The organism is Rathayibacter sp. AY1A4, assembly GCF_002930955.1.
Lineage (GTDB): Bacteria > Actinomycetota > Actinomycetes > Actinomycetales > Microbacteriaceae > Rathayibacter.
The window spans coordinates 13,698-39,120 of record NZ_PSTN01000021.1; the positions used below are offsets into that span (position 1 = coordinate 13,698).

Sequence of the window (25,423 nt, forward strand, 5' to 3'; positions counted from 1 at the left end):
GCATCGAGCAGACCACATGACGCAGGGGCAGGAGCAAGCCGGCCCGGCCTGCTCCCGCCCCGCGTCCCCTCGCGCTCAGCGCGCCAGGCGCACCGTCGCGATCTCGAACGGGCGCAGCTCGAGCTGTACGTCGGCCGACTCCGCCTCGACGGAGCTCTCGATGCGGACCTGCTCGGTCTGGCGCTCCATCAGGTCGGTGCGGGTGACCGCCCGGACGGCGAAGGCGGCGCGGAGGGTCGCTGCGGCGCGGCGGCCGAGCGACTCGTAGAGCCGCACGATCACGTCGCCGCTCCCGTCGTCCGCCGCCTTCACGGCCTCGACGATGACCGAGGGGTCGTCGATCGACACCAGGGGAGCGACGGGCGCGGCGCCGGTGAGCCTGCGGACCGGGGTGTTCAGCGCGTAGCCGGCCTCGACGGCGTCGGGCAGATCGGCGCCGACCACGAGCGAGACGGCGAGGCGGTGGCGGCCCTGGTCGGCGTCCGGGTCGGGGAACAGCGGCGCGCGCAGGAGCGAGAGCCGGACCGTGGTCGTCGGGGTGCCGGCCGCGGCCCGGTCGCGGGTGATGTCGTGCCCGTAGGTGGAGTCGTTGACGACCGCGACGCCGAAGCCCGGCTCGCCGACGTGCACCCAGCGGTGCGCGACGGTCTCGAAGCGGGCGGCGTCCCACGTCGTGTTCACGTGGGTCGGGCGGTGCACGTGGCCGAACTGGATCTCGGACGTCGCCCGGTCCGAGAGCAGGTCGAGCGGGAAGGCGAGCTTGAGCAGCTTGCGGCGCTCGTGCCAGTCGATGTCGAGGTGGAGGTCGACGGCCGCCCGGCCGATCTGCAGCGAGACGGTCTGCACGACCGTGGAGCCGCCGAACGAGCGGGTGATCACGACCGCCGGCACCTCGCGGCCGAGCGGGTCGCTCACGGTGCCGGCGCGGACCGAGTCGACGCCGACGAGGTCCTCCACCGTGCGGCGGTAGTTGTCGTCGAGGTCCCAGGCGTCCCACTTGTTCGGGGTGTCGCGGTGGAGCTGGAGGAGCCCCGCGGCGGCGCCGGCGGGCACGACCTCCCGGCCGCTCGCGAGGTCCACGACCGACTCGAGGAGCCCGGAGGCGCCGATCCGCACCCGGACGAGCCCGTTGTCGAGGACGTGGGCGTCGCCGTCGGAGCGGAGCGTCGGGGCCGAGTGCTCCGCGGCGGGGTCGGCCGCGGCCGCGCCGAGCGCCGGCACGCCCCCGACGGCGAAGGGGGAGGAGTTCACCAGCAGCTCCGCGGAGCCCTCGCCGGCGAGGGCCCGGACGGTCTCGGCGATCATCTCCTCGATCCGCTGCGCGATGCGGGCGTAGTTCTCCTCCGCCTCGCGGTGCACCCAGGCGATGGAGGTGCCGGGCAGGATGTCGTGGAACTGCTGCAGGAGGACCGTCCGCCACATCTCGCGCAGCTCGTCGGCCGGGTACGGGACCCCGGCGCGGACGAGGGCCGTGGTCGCCCACAGCTCGATCTCGCGGAGCAGGTGCTCGCTGCGGCGGTTGCCCTGCTTGGTGCGCGCCTGCGACGTGTAGGTGCCGCGGTGGAATTCGAGGTAGAGCTCGCCCGACCAGGTGGGCGCGTCCGGGTACTCGGCCTGCGCCTCCTCGAAGAAGCGGCGGGGCGTGGACAGCTCGACGGTCGGCGAGCCCTCGAGGCTGCGCGTGCGGCGGGCGGCCGCGATCATCTCGCGGTTGGGGCCTCCTCCGCCGTCGCCGTAGCCGAAGGGCACGAGCGACATGGTGCCGCTGCCCTTCTCGGCGTACTGGCGCTCGGCTCGGGCGAGGTCCTCGCCGGAGAGGTCGGAGTTGTAGAGGTCGACGGGCGGGAAGTGCGTGAACACGCGGGTGCCGTCGATGCCCTCCCACCAGAAGGTGTGGTGGGGCATCGTGTTGGTCTCGTTCCACGAGATCTTCTGCGTGAGGAACCAGCGCCCGCCCGCTCCGGCGATGATCTGCGGCAGCGCGGCGGAGTAGCCGAAGGAGTCCGGGAGCCAGACCTCCTCCGTGTCGATCCCGAACTCGTCGAGGAAGAAGCGCTTGCCCTCGAGCAGCTGGCGCACGAGCGCCTCGCCGCCGGGCATGTTCGTGTCCGACTCGACCCACATCCCGCCGACCGGCACGAAGCGGCCCGCGAGCACGTGGCCGCGGACGCGCTCGAACAGCTCCGGGTGGTCGCGCTTCAGCCACGCGTACTGCTGCGCGGAGGAGGCGGCGAAGACGAAGCCCTCCTCGCGCTCGATCAGGTCGCAGACGTTCGAGAAGGTGCGGGCCACCTTGCGGGCGGTCTCGCGGGCGGGCCAGAGCCAGGCGGAGTCGATGTGGGCGTGGCCGACGGCGTGCAGGTGGTGCGCGCTGGCCGAGGCGGGGCGCTCGAGGACGGTCCGCAGCGCCTCCCGGCCCGCGGCGGCGGTGCCGGACACGTCGTCCGGATCGACGACGTCGACGGCGCGGTCGAGGGCGCGCACGATCTCGGCGCGGCGCTGGGAGGACTCGGGCAGCTGCCCGATCAGCCCGACGAGCACGGCCATGTCCTGCTCCAGCTCCCAGACCTCCCGGTCGAGCAGTCCGAGCTCGAGACGGCGGAGGCGGTAGAGCGGGTCGGACGGCAGGGCGCCGTCGGCGGGGCGGCCGCCGAGCGCCGTGGGGGTGAAGGACCAGTCGCCGGTGATGTTCGGGTTGGCGGCGGCCTCGATGTAGAGCTCGACCGTGCGGTCGCCCGCCTCGCGGCCGGGCAGCCGGTCGAGCGGGACCGACTGGTTGAACGGCTCGACGGCCTTCACGACCGTGCCGGTCGCGGTGAAGACGAGCCCCTCCGCCTCGAAGCCGGACTGGGCGCCGGTGTAGCCGAGGTCGACGACGAGCTCGGGCTCGCAGCCGTCGACGCCGACCCAGGAGGCGGGGATCTCGCCGCGCACGTGGAACCACACGGTGCCCCACGGGGCGCCCCACGGCTCCCCGATGCGGGCGGGCGCGTAGGACGCGGCCCGCGCCTGGTCGAAGGGGACCGGCTCGCCCGGAGCGGTCCACGACTCGATCCCGAGCGGCTCGACCGCCCGGTGGATAGCCGGCCGGAGGCTCTCGGCGCGGAAGCGGGCGATGCGGGCTTCGATGCGGGTGCTGTCGTCATGCATGCGTTCTGGTGCTCGTTCCGTGTGCAGTGGGGGAGGGCGGCGGCGCGGAGGGCGCCGCCGCCCGGGGTCAGGAGGCGATGACGACGCGGTGCCCGTCGGGGAAGACGGCCACCTTCCGCCAGGTGTCGCCGGAGCGCTCCCAGCCCTCGTTGACCTGTCCGGCCGGAGGGGTCGGGATGGTCTCGGGGGCGCGGGCGACCGTGGTGTAGCCGGCCGCGCGCTCCACCCGGCCGCGGCCGAGCTCGAACGAGGTCAGGCGTCCGTCGTCGACGATCAGCGAGCCCTCGTCCACTCCCGCGGCGCCGCGCTCGATGAACGGGTTCACGAGGCGCGTCTGCGAGGAGTCGCTGCCCAGCACGATCGCCTTCTGCTGCGGGAAGCGGCCGAGGCTGAGCCCGTAGAAGCCGCCGAGGACGGTGAGGTTGCGCACCTCGAAGTCCGCTCCGCCGTTCGTCAGGCCGACGCCGAGGCAGTTCGCGCCCGAGGTCGGGAAGAAGTTCGGGTTCACGATCATGTGGCTCGTGCCGGCCTCGATCAGCACCTCCCAGCCGTCGCGGGAGCCCTCCGAGCGGAAGTTGATCAGGGTCAGGCCGGAGTTGACCGAGCGCCGGTTCTCGTTGCGGATCGACCGGAGGCCGACCGTGCCGCCGATGGCCTGGCAGTCGAGCAGCGTCATGTTCGTCGGCGCGAGGAGGAAGCCGCCGAGGCCGGGGCTGATCGCCTCGACGTTGGTCATCGAGCCGCCGATGGAGGCCTTGCCCGAGTCCTCCACGCCCCAGCCGGCGGGGGCGACGATCTTGATCTTGTTCCAGGAGTTGGCGTACGAGTACTCGTCGTCGACGCCCGAGACGAAGGTGGCGCGCTCGCGGAAGATGCCCGACTTGCCGGTCTTCTGGATCCACAGGTTGCGGAACTCGCAGTTGACCAGCGAGCGCAGCGACATCCCGTGGCCACCCGAGGGCGTGCCCGTCATCTCGAAGTCGGCGAGGACGACACCGGTGGCCTTGTTGTTGTTGGCGGGGCCGGCCGCGTCGCCGGTCTGGCCGGAGACGGTGAAGATGTCGCGGGTCGAGCCCTCGATCTGGACGATCCTCGTCTGGCGCATGCCGGCGCCGACGATCTTCGGCCCGGCGTAGCCGTAGGGCGGCCCGTTCTCGGGCTGCACCGGGTAGCCGCGGTAGTCGACCGCGAGGCCCGTCACCCGGATCTCGCCGGCGGGCAGCGACACCTCGCCGCCCGGAGCGGTCATCGCCTTGTCGATGGCCGCCTGCACCGCGCGGGTGTTGTCGGCGCCGGCGCGGTCGTCCCAGCGGAACTCCTTGTCGAGCGGCGAGATCGGCCCCTCGGTGACGCTCAGGCGCTTCTTCTGCCCGGGAGCGTCGGCCGGGGGCGCGGCGGCGGCCGGAGTGGCGGCGCCGACGGCCCCTGCCGCGCCGGCGAGGGCGGCGGCGCCCCCGGCGAGGAAGAGGCGGCGCGAGTTGTCGGGCCTGCGCTGCGGATCGTGCTCGGGCTGGTGATCGGGCTTGTGCTGCCGATCGGGCCTCGGGGAGGCCGTGGTCTGGTTGTCTGGGTCTGCGGGATTCATCATCGTCGACGTTCCGCCCTCTCTCGCCCCGGATGGGCGTACGGCGATCCTTCGTCATCGGTAGCCTGAGGTCAAGACGTAATACCTATTACCAGGATGAAGCGGGGGTGTCCGGGTGCCGCGGATCACGCAGAAGGACATCGCGCGTCTCGCGGGAGTCAGCCAGACGACGGTGTCGTTCGTGCTCAACGACAAGGGCGAGCAGCTCGCTCGGGTCCCGGAGGCGACGCGGGCGCGGATCCTCAAGGCGATCCAGGAGACGGGGTACGTCGCCGACCCCATCGCGCGCCGCCTCAAGCAGGTCGGCACCGGCATGATCGGCGTCTACACCTACGAGAGCCTGTTCCCGCTCGACCGCGAGGACTTCTTCCACCCGTTCCTCGCCGGCATCGAGGAGGAGGCGCAGAACCGCGACATCGACCTCCTCCTGCTGACCAGCGGCCGCGTCGGCGGCCGCCGCGGCGGCCTGAGCGGCGGCACCACCCGGCTGCGCCTGGCCGACTCCTGCATCCTCCTCGGGCAGCACATGCCCCGTGAGGAGCTCGAGTTCCTCAACGCGAGCGGCTTCTCCTTCGTCAGCGTCGGCCGCCGCGACGACGCCGGCGGGCCCGTGCCCTACGTGGCCGCCGACTACGCGTCGATCGTCCGCGAGTTGATCTCCTGCGCGCGCGCCCTCGGCCACACCCGCTTCGCCTACGCCGGCCACGGCGAGGGCGTCGAGTCGTACACCGACCGCATGGCCGGCGCGCGGGCCGAGCTCGGCGACGGCTTCCTCCACCTCGTCCCGGGGCCGGAGGCGTCGCCGCGGGAGTGGATCCGCCGGATCGCCGCCGAGGGCGTCACGGTCGTCCTCGCCGAGCAGGAGGAGCAGTTCGTCCTCCTGCAGGAGGCCGCCGAGGCCGAGGGGGTGGCGGTGCCGGGCGACCTGTCGCTGGTGTCGCTCTCCGGATCGGCCGACCGCACCGGCTGGCAGGCCGGCTTCGAGCTGCCCCGGCGCGACATGGGGCGCCGCGCCGTGCAGATCCTCATCGAGGGCGACCCCGCGCGACGGGAGCAGCAGCTCCTCCGCTGCACGCTCGTCGACGGCGCCTCCCTGGCCGCGGCCCCGGCCTGACCGGCCGGCCCTGACCGCTCGGCCCTGAACGGCCGGGCTCAGCCCGAGTGGTGGCGCCCGATGGGCAGCACCAGCGGCGTCCGCGAGACCGGGTCCTCGATCACGCGCGACTCCATCCCGAACACCGCGCGCACCGTCTCCGGCGTCACCACCTCGGCGGGCGTGCCCGAGGCGTACAGGGCTCCGTCGCGCACGGCGACGAGGTGGTCGGCGTAGCGGGCGGCGAGGTTGAGGTCGTGCAGCACGATCACGATGGTCGTCCCGCGCGAGCGGTTGAGGTCGGTGAGCAGGTCGAGCACCTCGACCTGGTGCGACACGTCGAGGTAGGTCGTCGGCTCGTCCAGGAGGAGCACGTCGGTCCGCTGGGCGAGGGCCATCGCGATCCACACCCGCTGGCGCTGCCCGCCCGAGAGCTCGTCCACGGGGCGGTCGGCGAGCTCGAGCGTGCCGGTGTCGCGCAGCGCCTCCTCGACGATCGCGTCGTCGTCCGATCCGGAGCCGCGGCCGAACAGGCCCCGGTGCGGGTAGCGGCCGCGGGCGACCAGGTCCGAGACGGCGATCCCCTCCGGCGCGATCGGGGTCTGCGGCAGCAGGCCCACCTGCTGCGCGACCTGGCGCGTCGGGAGCCGGTGGATCGCGCGCCCGTCGAGCAGGACGCTCCCCGAGCGCGGGGTGATCAGCCGCGCCATCGCGCGCAGGAGCGTCGACTTGCCGCAGGCGTTCGCGCCGACGATCACCGTGATCCGGCCGGGCGGCACGGCGAGCGAGAGCCCGTCGACCACCACGCGCTCGTCGTAGGCGAGGGTGACCGCGTCGGCGGCGAGGGTGGGCGGGGCGTCGGTCACAGGGAGCCTCCGGAGCGGTTGCGGCGGGCGAGGAGCCAGAGCAGGAAGGGCGCGCCGAGGGCGCCGGTGACGACACCGACCGGGAAGCGCGCGCCCGAGAACAGCGCGCCGACGACGTACTGGGCGAGCAGGTCGGCGGCGAGCACCACGACCGCGCCGACCAGGGCGGAGGGGATCAGCAGCGTGCGCGCGCTCGGCAGGATCCGCCGCGCGATCGGCCCCGAGACGAAGGCGACGAACGCGATCGGGCCGGTGGCGGCGGTCGCGACGGCCACGAGGCCGACTCCGACCGCGAGCAGGGCCAGCCGGCTGCGCCGCACGTCGAGCCCGAGCGCGGTCGCCGACTCGTCGCCGAGCTGCAGCACGCCGAGCCGGCCCGAGAGCAGCAGCGCCAGCGGCACCAGCACGAGCATCGTCAGCGCGAGCGGCGGGACGGAGGGCCAGGCGGCCGAGTTGAGGCTGCCGGTCAGCCAGCGCAGCGACTCCTGGACGTCCTCGAAGTCGGCGCGGGTCTGCACGTAGGCGATCACGCTCTGGAACATCGCCGCGACGCCGATGCCGATGAGGATCAGCCGCGCCCCGATCACTCCGCCGCCCTCGGCCAGCCCGGCGATGATCAGGGCCGTCGCGAGCCCGGCCGCGACCGCGATCACCGAGACCGCGCCGCCCGAGAGCCCGAAGAACGCGATCGCGACGACGGCCGCCGCGCTCGCCCCCGACGTGATGCCGATGATGTCGGGGCTGGCGAGGGCGTTGCGCAGCATCGTCTGGAAGATCACGCCGCCCATCCCGAAGCCCACGCCCACCAGGACGGCCGTGATGGTGCGCGGCAGCCGCAGCGTGCCCACGGTGAAGGAGGCGCCCGGCACGGTCTCGCCGAGGATCACGCGGACGACCTCCGGCACCGAGTAGACCGTGCTGCCGACCGTGAGCGAGACGACGACGAGCGCCAGCGCGAGCACCGCGAGGACCGCGCAGCCGATGACCGTGCGCCGACGGCGCAGCGTGCGGCCGGCCGCGATGCCGACCGCGGCGGGCGCCTCCGCGGTCCTCACAGCGCCCGCACCTTCGAGCGGCGCACGATCGCGATGAGCACCGGGGCGCCGATCAGCGCGGTCACGATGCCCACCTCGACGTCGCTCGGCCGGGCGACCACGCGGCCGACCACGTCGGCGACGAGCAGCAGCAGGGCGCCGAGCAGAGCGGAGGAGGGCAGCAGCCAAGCGTGCGCGGGGCCGGTGACGCGGCGGGCGAGGTGCGGGACGACCAGGCCGATGAATCCGATCGGTCCGGCGATCGCGGTCGCGGCGCCGCAGAGCAGCACGGCCGCGAGCCCCGCGACCAGGCGGATGCGCCCCACGCGCCGGCCGAGGCCGGTCGCCAGGTCGTCGCCGAGCGCCAGGGCGTCGAGCCCTCGCGCGCTGGAGAGGGCCAGCACCGCGCCGACCGCGAGGAACGGGAGGACCTGCAGGATGCTCGCGGTCTCGGCGCCGCCGACTCCGCCGACCTGCCAGAAGCGGAAGCGGTTCAGCGTGGTCTCCTGGGTGAGCAGGACCGCGCTGATGAGGGAGGTGAGCGCGGCGGCGGTGGCGGCTCCGGCGAGGGCGAGCTTCAGCGGAGTGGCGCCCTCGCGGCCGAGCGAGGCGACCGCGTAGACGAACGCCCCGGCGGCGGCGGCTCCGAGGAACGCGAGCCAGATGAACTGCGGCAGGCTCGTCGCGCCGACCCCGGCGATCCCGAGCACGACCGCGAGCGAGGCGCCCGAGTTGAGGCCGAGGATGCCCGGATCGGCGAGCGGGTTGCGGGTCAGGCCCTGCATCACGGCTCCGGCGAGCCCGAGCGCGGCGCCGACCAGGATCGCGAGGACCGTCCGCGGCACCCGCCCCTGCACCGCGGCGTCGACGATGGACGCCGGATCGGGGGAGGTCAGCGCCGGCCAGACCTCGCCGAGCGGGATCTCGCGGGAGCCGTACACGAGCGAGAGGACCGAGGCGACGGCCAGCGCGACGAGGGCGACCGCCAGCGCGGTCGCCCTCGTCTTCCGGGTGGGTGCGGTGCGGGTCACGACACCTTGTCGGCGGCCGCGGCGAGGCCTGCGGTGTACTCGTCGAGCACCCACGGGATGCTGAGCAGGTTCGGCGACGAGGTGGCCATGGCGGCGGAGGAGCCGTCCTCCAGCACGTAGACGGAGCCGCGCTCGACGGCCGGGATCTTGGAGAGCAGCGGGTCGGCCTGCAGCGCGGCGAGGGTCGTGTCGTCGCCGTAGACGACGAGCACGTCGGCGTCGAGCTGGTCGGCGTTCTCGGAGCTGATGGTGCCGCTGAACGCCTCCGAGTCGCCGGAGAGCTCGACGACGCTCGGGGCGACGTCGAGCCCGAGGTCCTCGACGAACTTCACGCGCGCGTCGTTCGGCGTGTAGTAGGTGAAGGTGCTCGCGTCGGTCGGGTCGTACCAGCCGTACATGAACGTGGTGCCCGCGAGCTGCGGGTAGGACGCGGTGGTCTGCGTGATGTCGCTCTCGATCTCGCCGACCTTCGCGACGGCCTCGTCCTCGAGGCCCAGCGCGGCGCCGTCGAGCTTCGCGGAGTCCTGCCAGGTCGTGCCCCAGGGCAGGCCCGGGTAGGCGACGGTGGGGGCGATCTGGCTGAGGGTGTCGTAGTCCTGCCGGGTGATGCCGGAGTAGGCCGAGAGGATCACGGTCGGGCTGAGGTCCGAGATCGCCTCGAAGGGCACGCCGTCGGTCTCGTCGAACAGGGTCGGGGTCTCGGCGCCGGAGGCGTCGAGCGCCTCCTTCGTCCACGCCAGCAGGCCGTCGCCGTCCTCGTCGCCGTAGGAGGCGCGGGTGAAGCCGGCCGGGGTCACGCCCAGCGCGAGCGCCACGTCCTGGTTGGTCCAGCTCGTCGCGACGACGCGGTCGGCCGACTCGACGGTGGTGCTGCCGAAGGCGTGGTCGACGGTGACGGGGAAGCCCTCGCCGCTCTCGGCGGCGCTGCTCTCGGACGTGCCCTCGGAGCCGGCGTCGGCTCCTCCCGAGCAGGCGGTGAGCAGCAGCGCGGCGAGGCCGAGCGAGGCGACGGCGGTCAGGCGGAGGGGGGTGCGAGTGGCGGGCACGGCGATCCTTCGAAGGGGGTGGTGGGGGTTGCGAAGGTTAACCTAACCTAACCGCCTGGACGGGGCCAGTGGCCGGTGGGATCAGCGGCGGTGGGACGCGACCAGGCGGCGCAGGTGCTCGCGGGGAGCGTCGACGATCCGGACGGGGTCGTCGAGCACGAGCGTCGTGCGCTCGGATCCGTACTCGGGCCAGCCGGCGTCGCCCGTCGCCGCGAAGGCGGCCCAGCGCGACGAGACCTCGTCGCTGAGGCGCTGCGGGGCGGGCCCGATCGTGCCACGGGCGTCGTCGAGGCTGCGGAAGAGGAAGGGCAGCTCGAGGGAGTGGGTCGCGCCGCGGGAGTCGTCGGCGCGCCAGGCGAACAGGGCGGCGCGCGTCGATCCGGTCGCTGCGGTCCGGGCGTCGAGCAGCCGCAGACTCGGCTGCCGGTAGATCTCGTCGGCGAGGCACGCCTCCAGGGCCTCGGCGTCCGAGGGGGTGCGGCCCAGGTCGGCCGCCAGAGCCTCTCGATAGGACCCCGCGTCCCCTCCCGGAAGCAGGTCGGCGACGTGCCGGTCGAGCTGTGCGCGCAGCTCGACGGAGTCGGGAGCCCGGAGGTCGACGGAGCCCGAGCCCTCGTTGACGTTCGTCGTCACGACGAGATCCACTCCGCTCGAGGCTCCCGCCGCGACGGCGGACACCGGGTCGCGGGTCAGCAGGCGGCCGTCGAGGCCCGCCCGGAACACGGCGACGGTGTTCGGACCCGCGGCCGAGCGGCGGGCGAGCAGGCGGTCCTGCGCCTCGATCAGGCGCGTCCAGGGCAGGTCCAGGAGCCGCTCCGGCGGCGCGCCGAGCAGGTCGAGCAGCTCCGCCGTCGCCTCCTCGCCGTACTCGCGGGACCCGACGCGCTCGGGGTTCGCGCTCTGCAGCACTGCTCGCGCGAAGAGGCCCTCGGCGCGGGGCGCTGCGAGCAGCATCGCGGCCGACGTCGCGCCGGCGGACTGGCCGGCCAGCGTGATCCGACCGGGGTCTCCTCCGAACGCCGCGATCTCGTCGCGGACCCACTCGAGCGCGGCGACGGTGTCGTGCAGGCCCGCGTTCGCGGAGTCGCGGTACTCGTGGCCGAGGAGGTGGTCCACGGTGAGGAATCCGAGCGCGCCGAGCCGGTGGCCGAGCGCCACGACGACGGTGCCGGTCCGGGCGGCGAGCCGTGCTCCGTCGCAGAAGGGCTCGGAGGGGGAGCCGGCGACGTGCAGCCCCCCGTGGATCCAGACGATCACCGGGCAGGCCTCGGCTGCCTCCGGCGTCCAGACGTTCACGGTCAGGCAGCCGGTCTCGCTTCCACCCGACGTCTGCGGAGCCCGCGGTCCGGGCTCCAACGCCTCGCGCCGTCCGCTCCAGGCCTCGAGCGGCGGAGCCGGGAGGAAGCGCCGGGGGTCGCCCGCGTAGGGCACCCCGAGGAACGCGTGCGCCGCTCCGTCCGGCGTCTCGACGGTCCGCCCGAGCAGCCGGCCGGCGGAGACGACGGCCTCAGCCATCGCGCCCTCCGGGCTGCAGGAGCACCGGCCCGTGCCCGGGCGAGAGGGTGCTCTGCAGCACGAGGGAGGACGCTCCGACGGCGGCCGCGTCGCGCGGGTTGGTCGAGAGCTCGACCTCGATCGGGTGGGCCCGGCGGGCGAAGCGGCGCTCGTCGAGGCGGGCGCGGATCGCGCGGGTGTGGATCGATCCGGCGATGGCGACTCCGGGGCCGGTGAGGACCAGCTCGTCGAGGTCGAACAGGTTGGCCAGGATCAGAGCGCCGTCGGCCAGGTGCCCGGCCGCGCGCTCGATCAGGGCGAGGGCCGCCGGATGGCCGTTGATCGCCGCCAGGCTGAGCACGTCGAAGTCGCGGGCGTGCTCCTCGGCGCGGAAGGCGAGGTCGAGGTCGGCGAACGCGGCGCGGTCGGAGCGCGCCTCCTCCACGACCACCGTCGGCGAGGCGTACCGCTCGAGGCAGCCGATGTTGCCGCAGAAGCACTCGCGCCCGCCCGGCACGATCGTGACGTGGCCGATCTCGACCGCGTTCGAGCTCGCCCCGCGCAGCAGTGCGCCGTCGAGGACGACGCCGGCCCCGATGCCGGTGCCGACGTAGATGCTCCCGAAGGTGCGGTGCCGCGAGACGCCGCGGCTCCAGAACTCGCCGATCGCGGCGGCGGCGGCGTCGTTGTCGAGCAGGATCGGCGCGCCCAGACCGGCGCCGAGCTCCTGGCGGAGCGGGTGGTCGCGCCAGTGATGCAGCGTCGGCGGGCCGAGGACGCGGCCCGCGGCCTGGTCGATCGGGCCGGGAGCGACGACCGCCACGCCCGCGATCGAGCCGCGGTCGATCCCGGTCCCGCGGATGAAGTCGTCGTAGGCCCGGACCAGGCGCGCGGTGACCTCCTCCGGGGAGGCGAGCGCGGCGCCGTCGATCTGCTGGCGTGCGATCACGCCTCCGCCCGTGTCGGTCGCGACCAGGGTGATCGACTCGAAGCCGAGCTGCAGGCCGATGGCGATCCTCGCCCGCGCGTTGATCTCGAGCAGCTGCCGCGGCTTGCCCCCGGTCGAGGTCGAGCCGGTCTGGCGGACGATGCCGTCGGTGAGGAGCTTGCGCACGATCATCGAGATGGCGGGCTGGGTGAGGCCGGTCGCGGCGGTCAGCTCGACGCGGCTGATCGGCCCGGAGGAGCGGATCAGGTCCACGACGAGGGCGCGGCTCCCGGGGGCCGCGGGTGTCGATTCGCGCCGTGCCATGCCGTCACCTCCCGTTCCGCTCGTCAGCGTACGGGACGGCTCCGGCGCCGATCGGCCCCCTACTCTGGACGGGCGACGAAGGGCGGTGGCGATGACGCGGACGAGACCGATCGGCCTGGCCCTGGTGCGGGCGACCGAGATCATGGGCGCGGAGCCGTACTTCCACGAGTTCATCGCCGGTGTCGAGCGGGCGGTCCGCCCCTCGGGCTACTCGGTGCTCCTCAACGTCCTGCCCGACGCCGACGCCGAGCTCGCGACCTATCGGCGGTGGAGCGAGGACGGCGAGGTGAGCGGCGTGATCCTGGTCGACCTCGAGGACGGGGATCCGCGGCCGGAGTTCGTGCGCGGCCTCGGCCTCCCCGCCGTCGTGATCGGCCCGCCGAGCGCCGCCGTCGGCTTCCGCGCGGTGTGGACGGACGACGACAACGCGATGCGCGCGGCCGTCGACTTCCTCGCCGGTCAGGGCCACTCCCGGCTCGGCCGCGTCGCCGGACCCGCGGAGCTGCTGCACACGCGCATCCGCGAGGAGACGTTCGCGCAGGAGTGCGCGCGGCACGGAGTGTCCGGACCGACGGCCGGGGGCGACTACTCGCGGGCCTCCGGGGCCCGTGCTCTGGCGGCCCTGCTCGACGGCGACGAGCGGCCGACGGCGGTCGTCTTCGACAGCGACCTGATGGCGCTCGGCGGACTCGACGAGGCCCGCGATCGCGGTCTCGTCGTCCCGGGCGAGCTCTCGCTCCTCGCCTGGGACGACTCCGCGCAGTGCCAGCTCAGCGAGCCCCCGCTCTCAGCGGTCTCGCACGACGTGCAGGTCATCGGGATGCTCGCCGGCCGGGAGCTCCTGGCCGGAATCGCGGGTGGCGAGAGCCGCGCGATCAGCAGCCCCGCCGTCGTGATCGTCCCGCGCGGATCCACGGGCGCGCCGGCGGCCTGAGCATCTCCGACCGCCGGTCGACGGCCGTCGCCACGCCCCGCGTGCTCGCACTGCCGTCTCGATTCGTTACATAAATTATTTACTTTTGATATTGACCTCGACGGGGAGAACAGGGGAGTCTGTCCGAGGACCGGCCGACGAGGGCGGGGCGACGAGCCCCGTTCCCGAGAGCGGAACGACGCGAGCCGGTCCTCCACCCCGGTCGAAGGAGCCCTGGAACACACATGACCCGTGCCGCAGCACCGCTCGCCCCGAGGCGCTCCCGCCTCCGCTCGGCCCTCGCCGGCGGAGCGATCGCCGCCGTCGTCACCTCGACCCTCGTCGCGACCGCGTCCTCCGCCCAGGCCGCCCAGGCCGCGCCGGCCGACTGGACCAGCGCCAACACCGCGTTCGTCCAGCGCGACGGCAGCGCCCTCACCCTCGACGGCGAGCGCTTCCGTGCCAGCGGGACGAACATCTACTGGCTCGGCCTCGACGAGAACGTCGGCGGGATCGACTACCCGACCTACTTCCGCATCAAGGACGCCCTCGACACGGCGGCCGGGCTCGGGGTCACCGTCGTGCGCTCGCACATGATGACGTCGACCAGCCAGGACGACGCCGACCCGCTCGCGCTGATGCCGCGGCTCGGCGAGTACAACGAGGAGGCGTTCCGCACCATCGACTTCGCGGTCGCCTATGCGGGCACTCTCGGCATCCGCCTGGTGCTGCCGCTCACCGACCAGTGGGAGTACTACCACGGCGGTCACCGCGACTTCACGACTCCGCTCGGCCTCGAGTCGGACGACTTCTACACCGATCCGGCCGCGATCGCGGCATACCAGGACTACGTCGACCACGTGCTCGACCACACGAACACGATCACCGGGACGCGCTTCGTCGACGACCCGACGATCATGGCTTGGGAGCTGGGCAACGAGCTCGAGGGCATGACCCGCGAGTGGATCGACGCCCAGGTCGCGCACCTGAAGGAGAAGGCCCCGGAGCAGCTCGTCGCCGCCGGCCGCCGCTTCGACATCGATCCCGACACCCTCGCGTCGCCGGACCTCGACATCGTCGACGTCCACTACTACCCGCCGACCGCCGAGCGGGTCTCGGCCGACGCGCGGACCGTCGCGGACGCGGGCAAGGTCTACATCGCGGGGGAGTACGCCTCGACGGCCGCCTCCGCCACGCTGCTCGACGCGGCCGCGGCCGACCGGAACGTCTCGGGCATGTTCTTCTGGTCGCTGTTCGGGAACAACGACCGCGGGGGCTTCGTCCCGCACGACGACGGCTTCACCCTCCACTACCCGGGCGATTCGGTGCGGGAGCGGGAGAGCGTGGACGCGGTCGAGCGCTACAGCGCGGCCGTCGGCAGCACGCCCGGCCGGCACGAGCTCGGCGCCCCGCTCGTCACGGCCCTCGACCAGGTGTACGGCATCACCACCGTCTCGTGGCGCGGGACCGCGGGAGCGCAGGGCTATCTCGTGCAGCGCTCGGTCGACGGCGGTGCCTGGAGCGACGTGACCGACGGCGCCGTCTCCGCCTCCGCCTCCCCGGTCACCGACTACGACTCGCCCGACGGAGCGCGCTACCGCGTGGTCGCGGTCGGCGAGGGCGATCGCCCCGGCCCCGCCTCCGACCCCGTGGCCGCGCCCGAGGCCGGCACGGTGCTCGTCGACCCGCTGCAGACCTGGACCCTCAGCTCGGCACACGAGAACGCGCGGCTCGAGCCGACGCCGGCCGGCGGAGTCGTCGCCGCGACGGGCGCTGCGAGCATCACCTGGCAGCGTGACGGCGTGACCGCCGCCGAGTTCCTCCTCTCGGACCCCTCGGCCGCGACCGTTTCGTCGAGCACCGACGGGACGACCTGGACTCCGGCCGCGACCACGGTCGACGGCGGCGCCCTCCGAGCGGACGGCCTCGACGGCGACGCCGTCCGCCTCTCCTGGAGCGGCAGCGCCACCCTCGAGCGCGCCACCGTCACGAGCGCGGCGGAGGCGGTGGCCCTCGCGGACCCGCTCGACGACTTCTCGAAGGTGTCGGCCCGCACGGGCAGCCTCGCGATCGACTCCGGCTCGCCCGCGCAGTTCGGCGGAGACGTCTCCCGCGTGAAGCGCGAGAGCACCGATCCGGCGAGCCTCACCTGGAGCTTCGACGACATCAGCGGCGCCGACGTGACGGCCTGGTACTGGCCCGACCAGCCGGTCGCCCCGCTCACCGTGGAGGGCTCGGCCGACGGCGCGACGTGGGCGCCGATCGCGGTCGACACCCGCGGCGGCACCGGGAACTGGAAGCAGTACACGCTGTCGGTGCGCGGCCTCTCCGGCGTGAACCAGCTGCGCGTCTCGTGGCCGCAGGGCCCGGGCGAGGCGTGGACGCCGCAGATCGGCTCCGTGAACCTCTTCTCGCCGAACGCCGCTCCGCTCGGCGCCCCGGCCGCCCCCGCGCTCGTCGCGCCGGCCGCCGGCGCCGACGGGATCACCGCGACCCCCGCGTTCTCGTGGGAGCCCGCCGCCGACGCCGCGTTCTACCGCTTCACCCTCTCGGCATCGGAGGACCTCTCCGACCCGATCGTGGAGACGACCGGGCTCACCGCGACCACCGTCCGCCCGGACGTCGACCTCGCCCCCGAGACGCGCTACTCCTGGCGGGTGACCGCCGTGAACGGCGTCGGCTCCGCCGTGTCCGAGGTCCGCTCGTTCGAGACCTCGGCCGTGCCGACGGAGCCCGTCGTGGTCGACGACTTCGAGGGCTACGCCGACGACGCGGCGGTCCGCGAGGCCTACGTCCGGAACAGCGGGGGCGGCACCATCGCGCCGACGCTGGTGCCCTCCGGCGCCGGCAGCGCCGCGCGCTTCGACTACGACACGGGCACGGCCGGCTACGCGGGCGTCGTGAAGACGTTCGATGCTCCGCAGAACTGGTGGGGCTACTCCGGGCTGACCCTCGACGTGGACGCCGCGGCCCCGTTCTCGGTGCAGTTCGTCGCGAACGGCGCCTACTGGGAGGCCTCCGTCACCCCGGCGACGGAGGGGCCGACCGTCGTCCCCTTCTCAGCCTTCGCTCCGCCGTCGTGGGCCCCGGAGGCCGATCTCGACCTGACCTCGGTGACCCAGTACGCCCTCTACGTGAACGGATCGGGGACCGGAGTCCTCACCGTCGACGACGTGGCGACGGTGGTCGCCGCCGGGCCCGCCCCGACGCCGACGCCGACCGCTCCGCCCACGACGACGCCGACCACCCCGCCGACGACGACGCCCACCGCACCGCCGACGACTCCCACCGCGCCGCCGACGGCCGGACCCTCGCCCCACCCCCACGTGCCGTCGTGGCTGGAGTCGCTGGTGCGCCAGTACCTCCCGACGATCCGGCACTGGTGGCAGGCCCGTCACTGACCTCCGTCCCGCACCCACTGCACTCACCGTCGCACCGCGACGCCCTACCGAGGAGAACACCCGTGCAACGACCCACCAGAAACCGCAGGACCACGCTGACCGGCATCGTCGCCGTCGCCGTCACGTCCTCCCTCGCGCTCGCCGGCTGCTCCGGCGGATCGGCGGGGAACGACTCCGGCGAGCCGGCCGGCGAGATCACTGTGCTGACCAACCGCACCGACCTGGTCGACACGACCTTCGCCGACTACGCGACGACGTTCGAGGGGAAGTACCCCGGGACGACAGTGAAGTTCGAGGCCCTGACCGACTACGAGGGCGACACCAAGATCCGCCTGAACTCGAAGGACTACGGCGACGTGCTGCTCATCCCGAGCTCCAACGTCACCAAGGACGACTACTCCGACTACTTCGAGCCGCTGGGCTCGACGGAGGAGCTGTCGAAGACCTACCGCTTCACCAACGAGGGCTCGTTCGACGGCACCGCCTACGGAGTCTCGACCTTCGGCTCGGCCATGGGCTACGTGTTCAACCGCGACGTCTGGACCGCGGCGGGCATCACCGACCCGCCCGCCACGGAGGAGGAGTACCTCGCCGACCTCGAGAAGATCAAGGCCGACGGCGTCGTCCCCTATTACACGAACTACAAGGACGGGTGGCCCCTCGCGACGATCGAGGGCAACCTCGGCACGGTGCAGGGGGCGGACGTCCGCACCGAGATGATCGCGGACGACGCGCCCTGGACCGAGGGCAACGACCAGTACAACATCGACGGCCTGCTCTACGACACGGTCGCGCAGGGCCTCAGCGAGGCGGACCCGACCACCACGAACTGGGAGGAGTCGAAGGACCTCCTCGCGAGCGGGGAGATCGGCTCGATGGTGCTCGGCTCCTGGGCCGTCTCGCAGATGCAGGACGCGGCCGAGAAGGCCGGGAAGTCCCGCGACGTCATCGGCTTCTGGCCGATGCCGTGGGCGCAGGACGGGACCTTCACCTCGGTGACCGCCTCGGACAAGTTCCTCGCGATCAACAAGAACTCGGACAACAAGGCCACCGCCCGCGCGTGGATCGACTGGTTCACGAACGAGTCCGGCTACGCCGAGAGCCAGGGTGCGATCAGCCCCGTGATCAGCGACCCCGCTCCCGACACCCTCGCGGACTTCGACGCGCTCGGTGTGCAGTACCTCGAGCTCGCCCCGGACCCGGTCGGCAAGGAGGCGGTCATCAACGACATCGCCAACGAGGCCGAGATCGACCTGTTCGGCAACGCCTACCGCCAGGAGCTGATCGACGCCGCGCGCGGTGCGGGCGCCGGCGACAAGGAGTCGCTGTTCGCCGACCTCAACTCGCGCTGGGCCGCGGCCCGCGCCGACGTCGCCGAGTAGTCCCCGCGGGCGGCCGCCTCCCGCGGCCGCCCGCCCCCTCCCTCCGGAGCTCCACGGCTCCTGCACCCCCGAACGAGTGAAGGATCGACCATGGCGATCACCGACGCTCCGCCCATCGAGGTCGGAGCGAGCAAGCGGATCCGGCCCCGCCGCCGGCAGCGCCTCACCGGCAGGCGCATCACCCCCTGGCTCTTCCTGGCGGTCCCGCTGGCGTTCCTGGTCGTGCTGACGTACATCCCGGTCGCGAACATGTTCTGGTACAGCGTCACCGACTGGGACGGCCTGGACCCCGACAAGACCTTCGTCGGCCTCGAGAACTACGTCGAGATCTTCACCCGGCCCGAGATCTTCCGCGTCTTCTTCGTCAGCCTGTTCTACCTCGTCGGCGCGATCGCGCAGCTCGGCCTCGCCCTCTTCTTCGCGACGCTGCTGAGCTTCCGCACCCGGTTCCGCAACTTCTTCAAGGGCGTCATCTTCTTCCCCTACCTGATCAACGGCGTCGCCATCGGGCTGATGTTCCTCTACTTCTTCCGTCCGGACGGCACGCTCGACGCGGTGCTCGGCGTCTTCGGCGTAAAGGACACCCCGCAGTGGCTCGGCGACCCCTCCGTCGTCAACGTGTCCCTCGCGGCCACCTCGGTCTGGCGCTACATGGGGCTGAACTTCGTGCTGTTCCTCGGTGCGATCCAGTCGGTCCCGGAGGAGCAGTACGAGGCGGCGGATCTCGACGGCGCGAGCGCGTTCGACAAGTTCCGCTACATCATCGTGCCGAGCATCCGGCGCATCCTCGGGCTGTCCTTCATCCTCGCGATCGCCGGGGCGCTCTCGGCCTTCGAGATGCCCTACATCATGACCGGCGGCGCGAACGGGTCCGAGACCTTCGTGATCCAGACCGTCGACACCGCCTTCCGCTACTCCAAGGTCGGCCTCGCGTCGGCGATGGCCGTGGTGCTGCTGGCGATCGTGCTGATCATCACGGCCGTGCAGCGGCGCGTGTTCCCCGACGAGAAGGCGAGCCAGGAATGACCAGCACCCAGCAGCGCCCCCCGGCGGTCACCGGTCTCCCGGTGACGCGGCAGGCGGCCGTGAAGGAGCGGCGCACCCGCCGGTCGGCGGGATCCGTCCTCGGCTCGATCGGGAAGTACGGCTCGCTGATCGTGGCCTGCCTCTTCGCTCTCGTGCCGATCGTCACGATCGTGATGCTCGCGTTCAAGACCTCGGCGGAGTACCGGGGCACCGGACCGCTCACGCCGCCCTCGAACTGGTTCAACCTCGAGAACTTCGCCATCGCCTTCACGCAGGGCGGGATGGTCACCGGGTTCCTCAACACCGGGATCATCCTCGTCGTCTCGATCGTGGGCACCGTGCTGATCGGCACGATGGCCGCCTACGCGATCGACCGGTTCCGCTTCCGCGGGCGGAGCCTGGTGACCGGGCTCTTCCTGCTCGCGACGCTGGTCCCCTCCGTCACCACGCAGGTGGCGACGTTCCAGGTGATCAACGCCCTCGACCTCTTCAACACCCGATGGTCGGCGATCCTGCTGTTCACGGGCACCGACATCGTCGCGATCTACATCTTCCTGCAGTTCATGCAGTCGATCCCGGTCTCGCTGGACGAGGCCGCGATGCTCGACGGAGCGAGCCGCTTCACCGTGTACTGGCGGATCGTGCTCCCGCTGCTGAAGCCCGCGATCGCGACCGTCGTGATCATCAAGGGCATCGCGGTCTACAACGAGTTCTACATCCCCTTCCTCTACATGCCCTCGCGCGACCTCGGCGTGATCTCGACCTCCCTCTTCCGCTTCATGGGGCCCTTCGGGGCGCAGTGGGAGGTCATCGCCGCCGGCACGATCCTCGTGATCGTCCCGACGTTGATCGCGTTCCTCTTCCTCCAGCGCTTCATCTACAACGGACTGACATCAGGAGCTACGAAGTGACCCACACCCTCGACACCACTCCTCGCACCGCGGCGGCCACCAGCCGTCCGCTGCACGACGGCTGGAGTGTCCGCGCGACCCGCGGGCCGATCCCCGCCGAGCTGGTCTCGGCCGTCGTCCCCGCGGTGGTCCCCGGCCTCGTCCACACCGATCTGCTCGCGGCCGGGCTGATCCCCGACCCGTATCTCGACCAGAACGAGAAGAAGGTCACCTGGATCGGCGAGACGGACTGGGAGTACTCCTCCTCGTTCGACTGGGGCCCCGACGGCCGCGACGTGCACGAGCTCGTCTTCGAGGGCCTGGACACGGTGGCCGTCGTCACGCTGAACGGACGGGAGATCGCCCGCACCCGGAACCAGCACCGCACCTACCGGATCCGCGTCGACGAGGCTCTGCAGGAGGGGGCGAACGAGCTGGTCCTCGCCTTCGCCTCGCCCGTCGCCGAGGCCGACCGAGCGAGCCTCGAGATCGGCTACCGGCCGCACACCTACTCCCACCCCTTCAACGCCCTGCGGAAAGCCGCCTGCAACTTCGGCTGGGACTGGGGGCTGGACGCCGCCTCCGCCGGCATCTGGAAGCCGGTGACCCTCCAGGCCTGGAGCGGTGCGCGCCTCGCCTCGGTGCGCCCCGTGGTCACGGTCGACGGGACGACCGGCCGCGTCGAGCTGCACGTGGGGCTCGACCGGGCCTCGGACGCCGAGGTGGAGGTGCGCGCCTCCGTCGCCGGCGCGGAGGCCGTGGCGAGCATCCCCGGTGGCGAGCGCACCGCGGTCCTCCACCTCGAGGCGGCCGACGTGGCCCTCTGGTGGCCGCGGGGCTTCGGCGGGCAGCCGCTCCACGACCTCGAGGTCGCGCTCCTGCAGGGCGGAGCCGTCATCGACGAGCGCTCCCAGCGGATCGGCTTCCGGACCCTGGAGGTGCAGCTCGACCGCGACGACGAGGGCACCTCGTTCCGCTTCGTCGTCAACGGCGAGCCCGTCTGGATCCGCGGAGCCAACTGGATCCCGGACGACGCCTTCATCACCCGGGTCGACCGCGAGCGCCTCGCCCGCAGGATGGACCAGGCCGAGTCCGCGAACCTCAACCTCCTCCGCATCTGGGGCGGCGGCTACTTCGAGTCCGACGACTTCTACGACCTCTGCGACGAGCGCGGCATCCTCGTCTGGCAGGACTTCCTCTTCGCCTGCGCGGCCTACGCGGAGGAGGAGCCGCTCCGCAGCGAGGTCGAGGCGGAGGTCCGCGACAACGTCACGCGGATCATGCCGCACCCGAGCCTCGCGCTCTGGAACGGCAACAACGAGAACATCTGGGGCTTCGAGGAGTGGGGCTGGGAGAAGCGCCTCCAGGGCCGCACCTGGGGCCTGGGCTACTACCTCGATCTGCTCCCGCGCCTGGTCGCCGAGCTCGACCCGGCGCGCTCGTACACGCCCGGGAGCCCCTGGTCGGGCGACCCGCAGATCTTCGCGAACGACCTCGACCACGGCTCCGTGCACCTCTGGGAGCTGTGGAACCGCGTCGACTACCCCGCCTACCGGGACGCCCACGCGCGATTCGTCGCCGAGTTCGGCTGGCAGGGGCCGGCGTCGTGGTCGACCATCCAGCGCTCGATCTCGGACTCGCCGCTGACTCCCGAGTCGCCCGGGATGATCCACCACCAGAAGGCGACCGACGGCAACGACAAGCTGACCGACGGTCTCGTCGCTCACCTCCCGCTGCCCGACGACACGGAGGACTGGCACTGGGCGATGTCGCTCAACCAGGCGCTCGCGGTGACGCTCGCGATCGAGCACCAGCGCTCCGAGAGCCCGCGCTGCATGGGCTCGATCGTCTGGCAGCTCAACGACTGCTGGCCGGTCACCTCGTGGGCCGCGGTGGACGGCGACGGCACCGCCAAGCCGCTCCTCTACGCGCTCAAGCACGTCTTCGAGGACCGTCTGCTCACCGTGCAGCCGCGCGGGGAGGGGCTCGCCGTGGTCGCCGTGGGCGACTCCCCCGAGGAGTGGGCCGGCGAGTGCGTCGTGCGCCGCCTGGCGTTCGACGGGACGGTGCTGGCGGAGGAGCGGCAGGAGCTCGCGGTCGGGGCGCGCTCGGTGCGCACCCTGCCGATCGGGTCCGGCGTGGCGACGCCCGAGGACGCCGCCGCCGAGCTGCTCGTCGTCGACTTCGCCGGGACGCGCGCGTTCTGGTTCTTCGCCGAGTACCGCGACTCCGCCCTGGAGGCCGCGCGCCTGCGCACGAGCGCCGCCCCCGTCGAGGGCGGAGTGCAGGTGACCGTCACCGCCGAGAACCTCGTGCGCGACGTCACCCTCCTGGTCGACAAGGTGGACCCGTCCGCCGTCGTCGACGACCAGCTGGTCACGCTGCTGCCGGGCGAGAGCGTCGTCTTCACGGTGCGCGGCTCCGGTCTCGACACCGAGGCGCTGGTGTCGCCGAGCGTGCTGCGCACGGCCAACCAGCTCGTCGCCGACTGGGCCTGATCCGCGGTGAGCACGCAGCCCGCCCTGGCCGTCGACGTCGGCGGCACGAAGATCGAGACCGCCCTCGTCGACGCCGGGGGCGGGCTCGTGCCCGGCACGCGGCACCGGCGCGCGACCGGCCCCGCCCTGACTCCTGAGGAGTTCGAGCGGGCGCTCGCGGAGTGCGTCGCCGCCTCGACGGCCGGGGCGGACGTCGTCGGCGTCGGCGCCGGATCCGCGGGGCCGATCGACCTCGACGGCGGCCGGATCCGACCGAAGAACCTCCCGCTGCTCCACGGCGTCCCGCTCCGGGAGGCGCTCGAGCGGCTCGTGCCCGGTCGGCCGGTCGAGCTGCGCCTCGACGGGACCTGCATCGCCCTCGCCGAGCACTGGTACGGGGCCAACCGGGGCGCCGTCTCCTCGGTGAGCCTCGTCGTGTCGACCGGGATCGGCGGCGGGATCGTCCTCGACGGCCGGGTGCTGGCGGGCCGCTCCGGCAACGCCGGCCACCTGGGCCAGGTGCACGTCGCCGACGCCGACCCCGAGGAGGGGAGCGACGGGACGCTCGAGAGCATCGCCTCCGGACCGAGCACCGTCGCCTGGGCCCGGCGCCGGGGCTTCGCCGGGAGCACCGGGGAGGAGCTCGGGCGCGCGGCCGCGGACGGCGACGCCGTGGCCCTGTCCGCGGTCCGCCGCTCCGCCGAGGCCGTCGGCACGGCGATCGCGGGCGCGGCGACCCTGCTCGACGTGCACGACTTCGCCGTCGGCGGCGGTTTCGCGGGCGTGACCCGCGACTACCTCCACCTCGTGCAGGCGAGCGCCCGGGAGCACGCTGTCCTGGACTACGCCCGCGGTCTCGACGTCCGCCCGTCCGGGCTCGGCGGGGAGGGGCCTCTGATCGGCGCGGCCGCCCTGATCCTCCGATCGACGGCGGCGGCGCGCGAGCCCGCCCTCGTGCCGTGAGCGGCATCTCCTCCGAGCATCCGCTCCGCTCGGCCCTGCGCCCGTCGCGGCACCGGGTCGTCGGGGCGGCGCTCGCCTACGTCGTCAAGGACAGCCCGCTGTGGATCCTGCCGCTCGTCACCGCCGCCGTGGTCGACGCCCTCGTCGACGGCCGGTCGCCATCGGCGCTCGTCGTGCCGGCCGCGGCCGCCGCGGCGACGATCTTCGCGAACATCGGGGCGAACGCGGTCTACGTGCGGCTCTCCTCGTCCGCCGTCCGCGCGCTGGGCCTGCGGCTGCGGGAGGCGCTCGCCGAGCGGCTGCAGAGCCTCTCGCTCGACTACCACTCGCGAGGCAGCGCCTCCATCGCCCAGACGAAGGTGGTGCGCGACGTCGAGAACCTCGAGCTGATGCTGCAGCAGGCCTTCGGGCCGGTGCTGACAGCGCTGGTGGTGCTCGTCGGAGCCGGAGTGGCGACGGGCACGAGGGTGCCGCAGTTCCTGCTGGTGTTCGCGCTGACCGTCCCGCTCGCGGCCGCACTCGTGCTCTGGCTCCGTCGGCGGACAGCGGCCGGCAACGAGGCGTTCCGGCGCCACGTCGAGACGATGTCCGGCACCGTCGGCGAGATGTCCGCGCTCCTCGAGGTCACCCGCGCCCACGGCCTCGAGAAGGTCTCGGTCCAGCGGGTGGTGGAGGCCGCCCGCCGCGTCGAGCGGGCGGGCGTCGCCCTCGACCGCCTGAACGGGCGCTTCGGGGCGCTGTCGTGGAGCAGCTACCAGCTCATCACGCTCGGCTCGCTCTTCGGCGCAGCCGTCATCGCGATGATGGGCGTCCTGCCGGTGACGGTCGGCGAGGTCGTGCTGCTGAGCTCCTACTTCGCGCTGCTCACCGGGACGATCACGGCGGCGTTCCAGACTGCTCCGCTGGTCACCCGCGGCCTCGAGTCGCGCCGCTCGATCGCCGAGGTCCTGGCGGACCCCGACGTGGAGCACAACGAGGGCGAGCCGGTCGTCGACGCCCTCGCCGGAGGAGTCGAGCTCGACCGGGTGAGCGTCGACTACGGCGACCGGCGCGTGCTGCACGACGTGTCGCTCCGGATCGCCCCGGGGGAGACCGTGGCCTTCGTCGGCCCCTCCGGCTCGGGGAAGTCGACGCTGACCCGGGTGGTCCTCGGATTCGTCCGCCCCTCGCAGGGCCGCGTGCTGCTCGACGGCCGTGACATCGCCGCCCTCGACATGCGCACGGCCCGCCGCTTCGTCTCGGTCGTGCCGCAGGAGTCGGTGCTCTTCCGCGGCAGCATCCGCGACAACGTGCTCTACGGGACAGCGGACGCCGACGACCACCGGCTCGAGGCGGCGCTGCGGGCGGCGAACGCGGAGTTCGTCCTCGAGCTGCCCGACGGCTGGGACACGGTCGTGGGGGAGCGGGGCGCCCTGCTGTCGGGAGGCCAGCGCCAGCGCCTCGCGATCGCGCGGGCCCTGATCCGCGACCCCCGTCTGCTCGTGCTCGACGAGGCGACCGCCGCACTCGATCCGCGCACCGAGCGCGAGGTCCGGCTCGCCCTCGACCGGCTGCGCGAGGGGCGCACGACGCTGATCGTCGCCCACCGCCTGAGCACCGTCCGCACGGCCGACCGGATCGTGGTGCTCAGCGAGGGGCGCGTCGTGGAGCAGGGGACGCACGATGAGCTGCTCGCGACGGGCGGCGCGTACGCCGCGCTGCACGCGACGGCCTGAGCGGGCCGCCGCCGCGTCCATCCGTCGTCCGCGGCCCGTGCCCTCCGCCGGGACGGGCCGCTGCTGACGGATCGATCGCGGGTGCGGCCCAGCGGGACGCATCGT

General features: G+C 73.1%; 17 protein-coding genes. 9 read left to right on the forward strand and 8 right to left on the reverse strand.

What is annotated here, in order from left to right; genetic code table 11:
* Positions 1-75: 75 nt before the first annotated feature.
* Both C5B92_RS12595 and C5B92_RS12600 read right to left on the reverse strand, forming a co-directional pair.
* Positions 76-3,150 (reverse strand): glycoside hydrolase family 38 C-terminal domain-containing protein, encoded by a 3,075-nt coding sequence (locus C5B92_RS12595; protein ID WP_104255941.1) that lies wholly within the window; start codon positions 3,148-3,150, stop codon positions 76-78.
* A 67-nt stretch (positions 3,151-3,217) separates the two neighbouring features.
* Positions 3,218-4,738 (reverse strand): hypothetical protein, encoded by a 1,521-nt coding sequence (locus C5B92_RS12600; protein ID WP_104255942.1) that lies wholly within the window; start codon positions 4,736-4,738, stop codon positions 3,218-3,220.
* 112 nt (positions 4,739-4,850) lie between these two features.
* On the opposite strand from C5B92_RS12600, the gene C5B92_RS12605 reads away from it, so the two are divergent.
* Positions 4,851-5,849 carry a LacI family DNA-binding transcriptional regulator gene (locus C5B92_RS12605; RefSeq protein ID WP_104255943.1) on the forward strand — a complete coding sequence of 333 codons (999 nt, stop codon included), beginning with the start codon at positions 4,851-4,853 and terminating at the stop codon, positions 5,847-5,849.
* Between the two features lie 38 nt (positions 5,850-5,887).
* Here C5B92_RS12605 and C5B92_RS12610 read toward each other — a convergent pair whose 3' ends face one another.
* The 6 genes from C5B92_RS12610 to C5B92_RS12635 form a co-directional block, all read right to left on the reverse strand.
* Positions 5,888-6,694, reverse strand: a complete 807-nt coding sequence (locus tag C5B92_RS12610; RefSeq protein ID WP_104224308.1) for an ABC transporter ATP-binding protein — start codon at positions 6,692-6,694, stop codon at positions 5,888-5,890.
* A complete protein-coding gene (locus tag C5B92_RS12615) occupies positions 6,691-7,749 on the reverse strand; it encodes an iron chelate uptake ABC transporter family permease subunit (protein WP_104238784.1) in 1,059 nt (352 codons plus the stop codon). Before C5B92_RS12615 ends, C5B92_RS12610 begins: the two co-directional genes overlap by 4 nt.
* The gene (locus C5B92_RS12620; protein ID WP_104224306.1) at positions 7,746-8,759 is read right to left on the reverse strand and encodes an iron ABC transporter permease; all 1,014 of its coding nucleotides are present in this window, start codon (positions 8,757-8,759) and stop codon (positions 7,746-7,748) included. Before C5B92_RS12620 ends, C5B92_RS12615 begins: the two co-directional genes overlap by 4 nt.
* On the reverse strand, positions 8,756-9,805 hold the full coding sequence (locus tag C5B92_RS12625; RefSeq protein ID WP_181028823.1) for an iron-siderophore ABC transporter substrate-binding protein: 1,050 nt from the start codon (positions 9,803-9,805) through the stop codon (positions 8,756-8,758). The genes C5B92_RS12620 and C5B92_RS12625 overlap by 4 nt, the downstream gene beginning before the upstream one ends.
* An 81-nt stretch (positions 9,806-9,886) precedes the next feature.
* A complete protein-coding gene (locus C5B92_RS12630) occupies positions 9,887-11,320 on the reverse strand; it encodes a carboxylesterase/lipase family protein (RefSeq protein WP_104274380.1) in 1,434 nt (477 codons plus the stop codon).
* Positions 11,313-12,551, reverse strand: a complete 1,239-nt coding sequence (locus tag C5B92_RS12635) for an ROK family transcriptional regulator (protein ID WP_104350448.1) — start codon at positions 12,549-12,551, stop codon at positions 11,313-11,315. The genes C5B92_RS12630 and C5B92_RS12635 overlap by 8 nt, the downstream gene beginning before the upstream one ends.
* Before the next feature lie 91 nt (positions 12,552-12,642).
* On the opposite strand from C5B92_RS12635, the gene C5B92_RS12640 reads away from it, so the two are divergent.
* The 8 genes from C5B92_RS12640 to C5B92_RS12675 all read left to right on the forward strand — a co-directional run bounded on the left by C5B92_RS12640 (position 12,643) and on the right by C5B92_RS12675 (position 25,318).
* Complete coding sequence (locus C5B92_RS12640) at positions 12,643-13,485, forward strand: LacI family DNA-binding transcriptional regulator (protein WP_208543346.1); 843 nt, start codon at positions 12,643-12,645, stop codon at positions 13,483-13,485.
* Positions 13,486-13,709: 224 nt separating this feature from the next.
* Positions 13,710-16,865 (forward strand): carbohydrate binding domain-containing protein, encoded by a 3,156-nt coding sequence (locus C5B92_RS12645; protein WP_104350449.1) that lies wholly within the window; start codon positions 13,710-13,712, stop codon positions 16,863-16,865.
* Between the two features lie 62 nt (positions 16,866-16,927).
* A complete protein-coding gene (locus C5B92_RS12650) occupies positions 16,928-18,247 on the forward strand; it encodes an ABC transporter substrate-binding protein (RefSeq protein ID WP_244230529.1) in 1,320 nt (439 codons plus the stop codon).
* Positions 18,248-18,337: 90 nt separating this feature from the next.
* Positions 18,338-19,273 (forward strand): carbohydrate ABC transporter permease, encoded by a 936-nt coding sequence (locus tag C5B92_RS12655; RefSeq protein ID WP_104255947.1) that lies wholly within the window; start codon positions 18,338-18,340, stop codon positions 19,271-19,273.
* Positions 19,270-20,184, forward strand: coding sequence for a carbohydrate ABC transporter permease (locus C5B92_RS12660; protein ID WP_104238482.1), 915 nt, complete (start codon positions 19,270-19,272; stop codon positions 20,182-20,184). Before C5B92_RS12655 ends, C5B92_RS12660 begins: the two co-directional genes overlap by 4 nt.
* Complete coding sequence (locus C5B92_RS12665; RefSeq protein ID WP_181028824.1) at positions 20,181-22,661, forward strand: glycoside hydrolase family 2 protein; 2,481 nt, start codon at positions 20,181-20,183, stop codon at positions 22,659-22,661. The genes C5B92_RS12660 and C5B92_RS12665 overlap by 4 nt, the downstream gene beginning before the upstream one ends.
* A 6-nt stretch (positions 22,662-22,667) precedes the next feature.
* The gene (locus C5B92_RS12670) at positions 22,668-23,603 is read left to right on the forward strand and encodes an ROK family protein (protein WP_104238483.1); all 936 of its coding nucleotides are present in this window, start codon (positions 22,668-22,670) and stop codon (positions 23,601-23,603) included.
* Complete coding sequence (locus C5B92_RS12675; RefSeq protein WP_104295818.1) at positions 23,600-25,318, forward strand: ABC transporter ATP-binding protein; 1,719 nt, start codon at positions 23,600-23,602, stop codon at positions 25,316-25,318. Before C5B92_RS12670 ends, C5B92_RS12675 begins: the two co-directional genes overlap by 4 nt.
* Positions 25,319-25,423 lie beyond the last annotated feature (105 nt).